This is a genomic window from Kribbella deserti, from assembly GCF_042434725.1.
In the GTDB taxonomy this organism is placed as follows: Bacteria; Actinomycetota; Actinomycetes; order Propionibacteriales; family Kribbellaceae; genus Kribbella; species Kribbella deserti.
The window spans coordinates 22,710-34,776 of sequence record NZ_JBHLTC010000035.1 but is presented as its reverse complement, the minus strand read 5'-3'; the positions used below and the strand labels follow the sequence as shown (position 1 = coordinate 34,776).

Annotated in this window: 7 protein-coding genes; 6 read left to right on the top strand and 1 reads right to left on the bottom strand. The window is 67.0% G+C overall.

The features are described from left to right. Positions 1-364 precede the first annotated feature (364 nt). From ACFFGN_RS25765 to ACFFGN_RS25740, 6 genes are all read left to right on the top strand, one after another. Entirely contained in the window at positions 365-3,646 is a 3,282-nt protein-coding gene (locus ACFFGN_RS25765; protein ID WP_380052374.1) for a glycoside hydrolase domain-containing protein, read from the top strand. Positions 3,647-4,164: 518 nt separating this feature from the next. Next, a complete protein-coding gene (locus ACFFGN_RS25760) occupies positions 4,165-4,626 on the top strand; it encodes a DUF3592 domain-containing protein (RefSeq protein ID WP_380052372.1) in 462 nt (153 codons plus the stop codon). Positions 4,627-4,728: 102 nt separating this feature from the next. After that, entirely contained in the window at positions 4,729-6,114 is a 1,386-nt protein-coding gene (locus ACFFGN_RS25755; protein ID WP_380052370.1) for a S41 family peptidase, read from the top strand. Between the two features lie 236 nt (positions 6,115-6,350). After that, a complete protein-coding gene (locus ACFFGN_RS25750) occupies positions 6,351-6,971 on the top strand; it encodes an L-threonylcarbamoyladenylate synthase (protein WP_380052368.1) in 621 nt (206 codons plus the stop codon). Positions 6,972-7,238: 267 nt separating this feature from the next. Continuing rightward, positions 7,239-8,204 carry a penicillin-insensitive murein endopeptidase gene (locus ACFFGN_RS25745; protein ID WP_380052366.1) on the top strand — a complete coding sequence of 322 codons (966 nt, stop codon included), beginning with the start codon at positions 7,239-7,241 and terminating at the stop codon, positions 8,202-8,204. Between the two features lie 33 nt (positions 8,205-8,237). After that, positions 8,238-8,876, top strand: coding sequence for a nitroreductase family protein (locus tag ACFFGN_RS25740; RefSeq protein ID WP_380052364.1), 639 nt, complete (start codon positions 8,238-8,240; stop codon positions 8,874-8,876). Here ACFFGN_RS25740 and ACFFGN_RS25735 read toward each other — a convergent pair. Then, on the bottom strand, positions 8,869-12,033 hold the full coding sequence (locus tag ACFFGN_RS25735; RefSeq protein WP_380052362.1) for a glycoside hydrolase domain-containing protein: 3,165 nt from the start codon (positions 12,031-12,033) through the stop codon (positions 8,869-8,871). The genes ACFFGN_RS25740 and ACFFGN_RS25735 overlap by 8 nt on opposite strands. Positions 12,034-12,067: the final 34 nt, after the last annotated feature.

Here is a 12,067-nt window from a genome sequence, read left to right as displayed (position 1 = left end):
CGGGGGTGGACGTGCGAAATCTGACGGGTCAGCCCCCCGTTCCGACCGCCGACGGTCGGAATACGGGCGCGCGGCAAGCGGGCCGCGGGCCGCGGGCGATCGGTGGCGGGCCGGAACAAGCGGATCGCGGCGATCGGTGGGAGGGCCGGGGCGTGGGGAGGCGGGCGGTTGGTGGAGGGGTTCAGACAGGGCGGGCTTTCTTAACGTGGATGAGGAAGTGGCGGTGCTGAACGAGTATCACGCGGGTCGAATGGATTGCCGGGACCGCCATTTAATACGAAGCTCGGCGTAATTCCGTCGGCCGTCTCCGCAGTGGTACGGGCGATCGGTGAATCGTTTCATCCGCTCTGGAGGGAACCTCATCATGGTTATCGGATCACTTCGTTCGGCGCGGATCGCCGGGATCGGCGTGCTGGTCGCGCTGACCGGCGGTCTGCTCACTCCACCGGCGGTCGCGGCGCCGCCGGCGGTGTGGGTGCACAACGCCGCCGATCACGTCTTCTCGTCGACGCCGCGGCCGGTCAATCCGCAGACCGCGATCACGTTGCACGCGGCTCGTGGTGAGGTCGAGGCGGCGCAGATCCTGCTTCGCCCGGACCAGAACGTCACTGGCGCGCAACTGGCCCAGCCCGCGCCGCTGACCGGCCCAGGCGGTGCGACGATCCCGCTCGCCCGGGTCGCGCTGCGTAGTCAGTACAACCACCAGAACATCCTGCTCGGTGGTGCCGAGGTCGGTGGTCTGCCCGATATCGACCGGGCGCCCGACGGGGGCAACGACTACTACGACGCGCTGGTCGAGAACACGCCCAAGAACGTGGCGGCGAACTACACCCAGGCCTTCCACTACAGCGTTTCCGTGCCGCTCGGGCAGGCGCCGGGCACCTACACCGGAACCGTGACCGTGCGCAGCAGCGCGGGCGATACCCCCGTGCCCGTCAACGTGGTGGTCTACCCGGTGGACGTACCGCCGCCGAACCAGTCGGCGTTCAAAATGAACGGCTGGACCGCTTCGGTCGGCTGGGACTACGGCGGCACCGAGCGGGCGATCCCCTGGCAGTACGACAACGCCGAGGCCTTCAGCCCGAACTGGTGGAAGGTGATCGAGAACTTCGCCCGGAACCAGGCGAAACACCGCAACAACCTGGTGTACGCCGACTTCCAGGCGCTGATCCGGGCGCGTACCACGATCGATGCTCAGGGCAACTACACGATCGACTGGACGGATTTCGACCGGTTCGTGCAGTTGTTCGTCGATGCCGGCGCGATGCAGTACATCTACACCCCGACGCTGCTCGAGCCGAAGCCGGGACTGCCACCGGGGCAAGGCGCGTTGTACCCGCAGCTGGAGATGCTGAAGAACGTCAACGGCACGGTGCAAAAGGTGCTGGTCGATCCGAACACGCCCGAGAGCACGAACTACCTGAACAAGATCTTCCCCAAGCTGCGCGAGCACCTGGTGGCCAAGGGCTGGGCGGACAAGTTCTACATGAGCGCTCTCGACGAGCCGACGCATCCGAACCAGGCCACGGCCGCCGCCTGGTTCTACGATCTCTACGACAACTACTTCCCGAAGCCCCTCACGAACGAGGCGTACGGGTTCAGCTTCCTGCCCGAGGCGGCGGCGCGGGTCACCACGGTCACGCCGTACACCGAGAACTACGAGGACCACGCGGGCTTTTGGCAGGCGCAGAAGCGGGCCGGCAAGGATCTGTGGCTCTACACCTGCGTCGTACCGCAGAACTTCCACATGAACCGGCTGATCGGCATGCACCTGGCGAAGACCCGGCTGCTGCCCTGGCTGGTCTGGAAGATCGGCGGCACCGGATTCCTGCACTGGGGCTGGAACTACTGGCACCGCTGGACCGACCAGAACGAGGACCCGTCGTACAACACCTTCGACGGCGTGCAGAGCGGTGACACCTTCATCGTCCGGCCGAACCGGGCCGCGCTCGACGTGTACGACAGTGTGCGCAGCGAGACCCAGCTCGACGGGCAGGAGGACTTCGAGCTGCTGACGAAGCTCGCCGTCACAAAGCCGAACACGGCCCGGGCGATCGCGGAGTCGCTGATCACCGACTTCTCGTCGTACGAGCGCTCCGGCGCCGCGGTCTACGAGAAGCACCGGCAGATCCTTGCCGCGCTGGCCTCGCCGGCACCGGATATCAGCACCGACGGACCGTTCAGCGACGACTTCTCGGCCGGTACGGACAACCTGCGCTTCGCCGTCGATGACGCTACGGGCAAGTCGTACGGCCAGTGGCGGATCGAGAACGGCGAACTGGTCCAGCCGACGGTTCAGGCCACTGTCGGGAACTGGCAGACGTCGGTCGCCGGCGTCGAGGGCCGCTCCTACGGCGACCTGGTGGTGGACGCGGACGTCCGGATCACCGGCCTGGCCGGTTCGGGCGGAAACACCAACTGGGCCGGTCTGGTGGTTCGGAACGTGAACGCCACCGACTACGGCACGGGATATCTCGCGGCCATTCGCGACAACGGCGAGCTCTTCCTGCACCGCGGTGACAAGGAAATCGCCAAGGTCCAGATTCCCGGCTATCAGCCGCACCAATGGACGCACCTGCGTGTGATTGCCAAGGGCAACCAGATTCGGGTGTACGTCGGGTCCCACCCTGCTCCGCTGTTGACCGTCACCGACGACGCGTACACCGTCGGCCACGTGGCAGCGGTGACCGGTGGAACGGCCGCGCGGTTCGACAACCTGCGGGTGAACCCGTTCACCAACCCGGCCGTGGGTGCTTCCGTCACCGCGAGCAGCTCGTACCACGGAGACGGCTGGGACGCGCGCTTCGCGGTCGACGGCTACACCGGCGCGGCAGCCGGCGCCCTGGGCTGGAGCAGCAGCAGCCAGGTCGACGTGGATCACGCCGAAAGCCTCACGGTTGACCTGGGTAAGGCGGTTGAGGCCGGCCGGGTAGACCTGTGGCCGCGGGCCGATGGCACGAACGTAGGGCTGGGCTTCCCGGTCGACTACAAGGTGGAGGTCTCGACTGACGGCACAACCTGGTCCACCGTGGGTGCGCGGCAAGGCGCACCGCGTCCGGGCCCGGAGGCGCAGGGCGTGAACTTCACGAAGCGGCAGGTGCGGTACGTCCGGGTGACCGGGGAGAAGCTGAGCAAGGACCCGTTCGGGCACTACCGGATGCAGCTTGCCGAGGTAACGGTTGCGGGCGGCAACTACGCGGCCGGACGGACGGTCACCAGCTCGTCGTCGTCGGAGTACCACGACAACGGCTGGCGGCGGAGCGCGCTGACCGACGGCATCACCCGCTCGGAGCTGAGCTACTCGATGGGATGGACCAGCGAACCGTTCACCGATGGCCAGAAGCCGTCCGCGACGGTCGATCTGGGCGCCGCGACGAGCATCAGCCAGGTCACGCTGTTCGGCCGCAGCGACGGCGAACACACGGGCGCGGGATTCCCGGCGGACTTCGAGATCCAGACCTCGCTGAACGGGGCCCAGTGGACTCCGGTGGTCACCCGGACGTCCTATGCCAAGCCGAATGAGCTGGCTCAGTCGTTCGGCTTCCCGGCCACGAGCACGCGATACGTGCGGGTGGTCGCGAGCAAGGTGCACCCCGCGCCGGGCGGTGAACTCCGCCTGCAGCTGGGTGAGCTGGAAGCACGCTGAGCAAGGGGCCGGCCCGGGCTTTTGTCCGGGCCGGCTCTCGCGTTGCTGGCCCGCCCCGCGGCGTGCGCCGAACCTCAAGGAGGCGCGGCGCCGCTGCACCGGAAGGTCGAGCAGGCGCGAGACACCTACACCGGCCCGCTACCGCGCTGATCCGTTGCAGGCGGGTGGGGGAACAGGCGGCGGCCGCGCTGAACCCCGGAGTCAGCGCGGCCAGACCAGACCATGGCGCCCGGGCCTGCGCCCGAACGTGGTGCCGGTCGAGATCGCCCGCCCCCGATCTCGCCCGGGACCAGCGGCCACCTGACGCCGCTGGGACCCTGGCGAGTGGCCCGTACGATACGCCCGGATTTCCGGAAAAGGAATTTGTTTCCGCAATTATCCAGAATTCACCTAGTGTCCCGACTCAGGACACTAGCGTGATCTTCGCGTGATTACGGCGAGTTGATTCGAGAATTGCGCGTCCGGAATTCGCCATTCGGTACGCGGGCGCTGACCCCGGCGCGTGTCATTGTGCGGCAGTGGCGAAGTCGAATCCGGGGTCCGCTGGTGGGCCGAGCACGCTGGCGCTGATCGGTTTGAAGGGCAACGGTCTTTGGTTCTGGCTGGTCATCGGGCTGGGCCTGACCGGCTGGATGGTGCTGCGGGCGCTGGACACTCCCGTACCGCTGGACGCGCCGACGGTCCAGGGCGAGGTGGTCCGGATCCAGTACGGCAAACGGGACCGGATCGAGGTCAGGTACACCCTTCCCGACGGGCGCCAGTTGAAGGCCGGTACGGCGGAATACCGGCTCGAGGACGAGGTCGTGGGCCGCAAGGTCCTGGTCCGGTACAACCCGGATAATCCCACCGACGTCGCGATCGGCACGGCGCAGAAGGACACGGGGTTCTACTGGCTCATCGCCGGGGTCTTCGCCTTGCTGCCGTTGTCGGCGCTCATCGCCCTGATCGTCCGCACGGTGGCCCGCCACGGCGTCTTCTAGGCTGCCCTGCTGCCCTGCTGGTTGGAAGGTGGAGATAGGTCTACCCCGGAACGGGGGGATTGCCCTCTCGTCCGGTGCGTCGCGCGCCGCGAGGCTGGGCGCATGCCAGCACAGACCTCTCGCCGCCCTCGCCGCCTACTGACCGGCGGCGTCGCTGTCGGACTCGCCGTCACCCTTGTCTCCCTGTCACTCCCGGCGCCCGCGTCCGCCGGTCCGGCCTCGAGCCGCACCGAAGGCGTTTGGCGCAGCGACGGCTACGGCTCGATCATTGCCGTGAGCAACGGAGTGGCGCGGCACTACGCGACCACCGCGATCAGCTGTACGCCGGCCGGCGAATCCCGGCAGATCGGCAAGGACCGGTTCGCGGGCGAGGAACGCACCTTCAGCTTCCGGGTATCCCGTCGCGGCGCCGTCCAGCATCTCGACGGCTCGGTGGGGGACATCCGGTTCAGCCGGCTCGCGGCCCTGCCGACGGCCTGTACCGCCCCGGGCTCGACCGGACCGCTCGCCGTGTTCGATCAGTTCTGGACGACGTACGACGAGCACTATCCGTTCTTCCGGGCCAAGGGCATCGACTGGAACGCCGTCCGGACCCGCTACCGCCCGCAGATCCGGCCGGACCTGACCGATGACCAGTTGTTCGATCTGCTCAGTCGGATGATCGCGCCACTCGGTGACGCGCATACCGCGATCGAGAGCGAGGACCGCTCGTTCCAGGGGCACCGGCCGGGTACGACCATTCCGGATTATCCGCTGGAGAACCGGGTTCGCCCGTTCATCGAGCGACGCGACCTCAAGGGCCCGTTGACCATGTACGCGAACAACCGGATCGGGTACGCCGATCTGCCCGGCGGCATCGGTTACCTGCGGCCGATCTCGTTCCTCGCGTACGCATCCGATCAGCCGGATTACGAGCAGGACAAGCGTGTTCTGGACGAAACGCTGGACATGATCCTGACGCGGCAGCGCCTGGCCGGAATGCGCGGGCTGATCATCGATCTGCGCGTCAACGGCGGCGGCTCGGACGAGTTCGGTCTGCGGCTCGCGTCGCGGCTGACGAACAAGCCGTTCCTGGCCTACCTGAAGCGCGCACGCAACGACGCGAACGACCCGAGCCGGTTCACCACCCCGCAGCCCATCGTCGTACGGCCGGCCAAGGGCACTCGCTACACCGGCCCGATCACGATCCTCACGGGTGGTTCCGGGCTCAGCGCGGCCGAGACCTTCACCCAGGCGATGATGAACCGCAGTCCGCGGCCGATCCGGATCGGGCAGAACACCCAGGGCGTGTTCTCCGACGTGCTGGTGCGGACGCTGCCGAACGGCTGGAACTTCATCGTGCCGAACGAGGAGTTCCGTACGCCCGACTGGCGCAGCTTCGACGGCCCGGGCATTCCGCCGGACCACCGCACGCCTGTTTTCACGGCCGCGGAGTTCGCCCAGAACCGCGACTCCGCCTTCGACAAGGCTCTCGCCCTGCTGCGCTAGTGTCCTGAGTCGGAAGTTCGTGCACATCTCCGGCGCCCAGGCACGCACCTCGCGGCGTTGGAGAAACGGCCACGATGCTAGAGCATCGCGACCGCTTCTCCGCCTTGCGATGCACGCACCTGGACACCGGAGCTGAAGCACGAACTTCCGACTCAGGACACTAGGAGCTCGTCCTTGGGCCTCGAATTGCCGCGGGATTCCGTTTGTTGTGATCCAGGGCACTAAGGTCTGCAGTCATGGCCAGGTATTTCGACGTGCATCCGGAGAACCCGCAGAAGCGTGCGATCGGGCAGGTGGTCGACCTGATCAGGTCCGGCGGCCTGATCGCCTATCCGACGGACTCCTGTTTCGCCCTGGGGTGCCAGCTGGGCAACGGCGAGGGCCTCGATCGCATTCGCCAGATCCGTCAGCTCGACGACCGGCACCACTTCACGCTGGTCTGCCAGGACTTCGCCCAGCTCGGGCAGTTCGTGCACATCAGCAACACGGTCTTCCGCGCGGTGAAGGCGGCGACGCCCGGTAGCTACACGTTCATCCTGCCGGCGACGAAGGAAGTGCCGCGGCGGTTGATGCATCCCAAGAAGAAGACGGTCGGCGTACGCATCCCGGACCACGTGGTCACTCAGGCGATCCTGGCCGAACTCGGCGAGCCCTTGCTCTCGACGACGCTGCTCCTGCCGGAAGAGGACGAGCCGATGACCCAAGGCTGGGAAATCAAAGAGGCCCTCGACCACGCCGTAGACGCCGTCATCGACTCCGGCGACTGCGGCACCGAACCCACCACCGTCATCGACTTCTCCGACGACCACCCCGAAGTAGTCCGAACCGGCGCCGGCGACCCCACCCCCTTCGAGTAACCCCCACGCCGGCTCCACCCGCCGGAATCGGTAGACCGCTGTCCCGGACCAGGGATTACCTCGGGGCGGTGGGTTTGTTCGTCGTACGACGCTCGCGGGGTGGAGTGGTTCGTGCAGCGCGGACAGCGGTCCCGGTTCAGTCGACTGGCGCCGGTGTTGGCGTGGGCCACGCGGCCCGGGGTTGTGGTTGGAAGGAAATTGGCGGAGGGTGTGGCGGGTAAGGGTGGTTACTTACCGCAGTGGGGTCGCTACTTTCTGGAGGTTGGGATGCGTCGTCGGGTTGGGATGTTGGTGCTGGCGGGGTTGTTGCTGGTGGGGTTGGTGCCGGCCCCGGCCGATGCTTATGCGAACGCGTTTTTCCCGACGCAAAGCAGCGGCAATCGGGGCGCCGATGTCACCGCGATTCAGTACCTCCTGCAGCATCACGGCCAGTCCGTACCGGCCGACGGCGTCTTCGGCGCTTCCACCGTCACCGCGGTCAAGGCATTCCAGACCGCCAAAGGCCTAGGCGCCGACGGGATCGCCGGCCCGCAGACCTGGGGAGCGCTCGTGCCACTGATCCGCCTCGGCGACAGTGGCGCCGCCGTACGAGCCCTGCAGGTGGAGCTGAACGCCAAACGCCGGCTGAACCTCGCGGTGGACGGCGTGTACAGCCAGGCCGTCAAGGACGCCGTCACCTCCTTCCAGACCCACGCGGGCATCGGCGCCGACGGCATCACCGGCCCGATCACGTGGAAGAACCTCGCCTGGCATTACGACTACCCCGACTTCAGCGCAAACCTCTGCGACAAAGATCCCGACGGCAACGGCACCACGGCCAACTGGGCGACCGCCGCCGCGATAGCGCAGCTCGAACGCGCCACGCGCTCGTTCGCCAGTACGAACCAGGGTCCGGTGCCGTACGGCGATGCGTCGTTCGAGCATGGCGGCGACATCCCTGGCCACGGCAGCCACGAGGTGGGTCTCGACATCGACCTCTGGCCGATCCGTACCGACAACGCGCAGTGCACCGGCAGCCGGATCACCTGGCAGAGCGCGACGTACGACCGGGCGGCCACTCGCCAGCTGGTTCAGGCCATTCGCGCTGCCGCGCCCGGGCATGTCCGGTTCATCTTCTTCAACGATCCGACCTTGATCAGCGAAGGCCTGACCACGCACGAGGCGAACCACGACAACCACCTGCACGTGCGGTACTGCGAGAAGGTCCACCCGCACGGTTCCTACTCCTGCTGAAACCCGTAACGCCGAAGGTGGATCATGGGCGGCATGACCACGAACCAGCTGACACCGGATGAACTGCTCACCACCACCCGCACGGTCCGCAAGCGCCTCGACCTGGAACGGCCGGTTTCGCTGGAGCTGATCCGGGAGTGCCTGGAGGTCGCACTGCAGGCACCATCCGGGTCGAACCGGCAGACCTGGCACTGGGTCGTCGTCGTTGATCCGGAGCAGCGGGCCGCGATCGGGGAGTTCTACCGCCGGGCCGTCGCGGACTACCTGGATTCGCCGGGTGCGGCCGGACGGTTGTACGCCGAGGACCCAGAGCGGGCCCCGGTGCAGCGTCGAGTCGGGGACAGCGTGGCGTACCTCGGAGACCGGATGGGTGAAGTGCCCGTGCTGGTGATTCCATGCCTGTCGGCGAAGTCGTTGGCCGAAGGTAACCAAGCAGGGCTGTGGGGATCGATCCTCCCAGCCGCTTGGAGCTACTGCCTGGCGGCGCGGGCGCGCGGGCTGGGCACGGCCTGGACGACGTTGCACCTTCGCTACGAGAAGGAGATCTCGGAACTACTCGGGTTGCCGGGGGACCTGCGCCAGGCGGCGCTGATCCCCACGGCCTACTCGATTGGTACGTCGTTCAAGCCGGCCAAGCGTCAGCCGTTGGACGAGGTGCTGACGGTCATCTGACCTGTACCTCCGCGAACTGCATGCGATGTCCACTCGCGCCGTCCGGCCGCAGCGCCGTACCGGTGATCCGGACATAGCGCGCGGTGGTCTGTGACCACGTCCAGGTCAAGGCGGTGGCCCCGGGCAACGGCTGGTCGTTGATCGTGGCAACAGTTGCCCAGTTGCTGCCATCGGTGGAGACGGCGATGGTGAAGTCCACCGGGAAGCCGCCACCGGTGTTCGCGCCATCGCTGCGGGCATAGAGATCGACGCGGCCGACCATGCTCGGTCCACCGAGATCGACCTGCAGTGATTGCGGAGTTCCGGCCGCGACGGCGTCACTGCTCCAGCCCATCGAGTTCCACAACAGGGACTGCCGGATGCCGTCGGTCGCGTTCGACCGCAGCCAGCCCTCGTTCGTGTACTCCACCGAGCTCGACGTGGACACCGCACGCCCCGCCGCAAGGTTGCCCCCGGCCACTTCCAGCTCGGCCAGCTGCATCCGGAAGGTGCCGAAGTTGTCCGTGTCCAGACGTGTCCCGGTCACCTTGACGAACCGCACCGGCCGTTCCGCGAACGGGAAGGCCTGCTGGGTCGCGCTCGGCCGCGGATATGCCCGCCGATCCGCCACGGTCGACCAGGTGGTGCCATCGGCCGACACCTCGATGCGGAAGTCGATCGGGAAACCCCGCCCGGCGCTCGTGCCATCCGACCGCGGATAGAGGTCAACCCGGCTCACCGGCCGAGCCGAACCGAGGTCCACCTGGATCGACTGCGCGTCGGTGGCACTCGCCGCCGCGGCGCTGGTCCACCCGGCCGCACCCGGATCCGTCGTACGGCGTCCATCCACCGCGGCCTGCGGACTCCAGCCGTCACCGTCGTACGACGAACTGACCGTAACGGGTCGCGCCTCGGCCGGGTTCGTCTCCGGGTTCAGCCGGACGTTGTCGAAGGTGGCGCTGGCTCCGCCGGTCGCGAGCCCGAATCCGCCCGCACTGAAGGCGTTGTCGGCAACGATCAGTACCGGCTTCGGATTGTTGCCTCCGTACACCGAAATCGTGTTGCCGCGAGCAACTACGCGGAGGCGGCTCGATTGGCCCGCGACGTAACCCGGTACTTGCGCCGCGCCGATCGTTTCACCGCTGCGATAAACGAAGACCTCGCCGTTGTTGCGCTGAGCAACGAGATACCCGCTGTCCAGGTCGTTGACGTTGAGATTGCGCAGCATCAGCCCGGCCCAGTTGGTGTTCCCGCCACCAGGGTTGACGCCGGTGATCCGGACATCCACGCTCGCCGCCACATCGCCGTACGCCCGGGCCTCCAGACCGGCCACGTGGTTCCAGGCGGTGTTGTCACTCTGAGTCAGTACGCCGCCCGCCGCGGACCACGTGCCACGAGTGGAGCGCCAGGAGTCCCGGCCCGCGCTGAAGTCGTCCTTGTACGGGTAGGCCTGGTCGGGACCCCCCGAGGCGAGCGCATCGAGGATCTGGCGGTGGACCTGGTTGACGGCTTCGCCGGACAGCTCGTACACCGTCGAACTGCTGATCAGGCTGTTCGCGATCGCCCGGGCGAGCACGGGCTTGGTCTTGGCCAGTTGCGCCAGCAGTTCGTAGTCCTCGACGCCGTCGAGCTGAGCCTCACTGCGCAGGCTGTCGTAGACGTCGTACGCCGGGCGGTTCGGCCGGACCAGGAAATTGTCGCCGTTCTGCGGGCCGTTGAACGTGTCGAACTGCACGTACGGACCGCCGACGTGCTCGAACCAGTAGTTCCAGCCCCAGTGCAGGTAACCCACCGCGCCGGTCTTCCACGCCAGCATCGGGGTCAACCGGGTCCGGCTGAGGTGCATCGCCAGGAAGCGGTTCAGATACGAACCACGCGGGCCGATGCAGTTGTAGAGCCACAACTCGTTACCGGCAAGGCGTTTGCGCTGGTAGTAGCCGATGTTGTTCTCGTACAGGTCCATGATCGGCGTGTTGGCCGTGGTGGATGACGACGGGTTGAGGATCTTCAGCTCGGCCTCGTTCAGCAGTGGCTTCGGGAAGTACTGGCGGTACTTTCCGTACAGCCAGTTCGCGGCCGTGGTGTCGATCTGGAAGTGCGACTCGTCGTTCGCGCTCATGTAGAACTTGTCGGTCCAGCCCTTGGCGTCCAGGTGTTGCTTCAACGCCGGGAAGAGCTTGTCGAGGTACGCGTTGGACTCGGCCGTGTTCACGTCGACGAGCACCCGTTGCGTGCTGCCGTTGACGTTCTTCAGCATCTCCAGCTTCGGCGGAGTGGTCCCGTTGCTGCCGTTCAGCAGGTGCGGGGTGTGGATCCACTGCATCGCGCCGGCGTCGACGTAGGTCTGGATGAACCGGTCGAAGGTCTGCCAGCCGAACGTGTAGTTGCCAGCGGCATCGATCGTGGTGTTCGGGATCAGCAGCGCCTGGAAATCCGCGTGTACGACGTTGTTGCGGTGCCGCGCGTGGTTGCGGGCCATGTTCTCGATCACCTTCCACCAATTGGCGTCGTACATCGTGACGCCGTACTGGATCGGGATCGACTTGATCGTGCCGTCGTAGTCCCAGCCCGCCGAGGTGGTCCAGTTGTTCAGTTTCAGCGTGGACTCGTTCGTCTTCGGCAAGGTGGTGCCGTAGACGGTGATCCGGACGGGCAGGGGCACATCGCCCGCGCTGCTGCGGACCGTGGCCGTACCGGCATAGACGCCCGGCGGCTGCCCGGCGGGGACGTGCACGCTGTAGTGGAACGGCTGGGTCACCCCGGCGCCGATCGTGCTTGGCGTGTTCTCGACGAGCGCGTCGTAGCGGCCGGTGTTTCCCGCCGGTGGTGCCTCCTCGACGGTGCCGTCCGGCACGGTGATGTTCGGATGGTTGTACGCGCGCCGGACATTGATGTTCGCCGCCGGGATGGTCGCGCCACCGGGGCCGGTCAGCGCGCTCGGCTCGACGAACACCCCGGACACCGCTGTCGCCGGCCGGACGGCGATCTGGGCGGCCTCGGTTTCGTTCCGGGCGGCGTACAGGTCGATCGACGTCGGGGCGCCGTTCGGCCGGAGGCTGGAGGTGAAGAGGCGGTCCGAGGCGTTGTGCACCCAGACCGGAGGTGGAGCCGCTTGCGCCGGAGCCGGCGTGAGGCCGAGGAGAAGCAGACCGGGAAGAACCAACCGCAGGATTCGCATGAGCACTCCGGGCGGATCAGGACTGAAAGAGTTC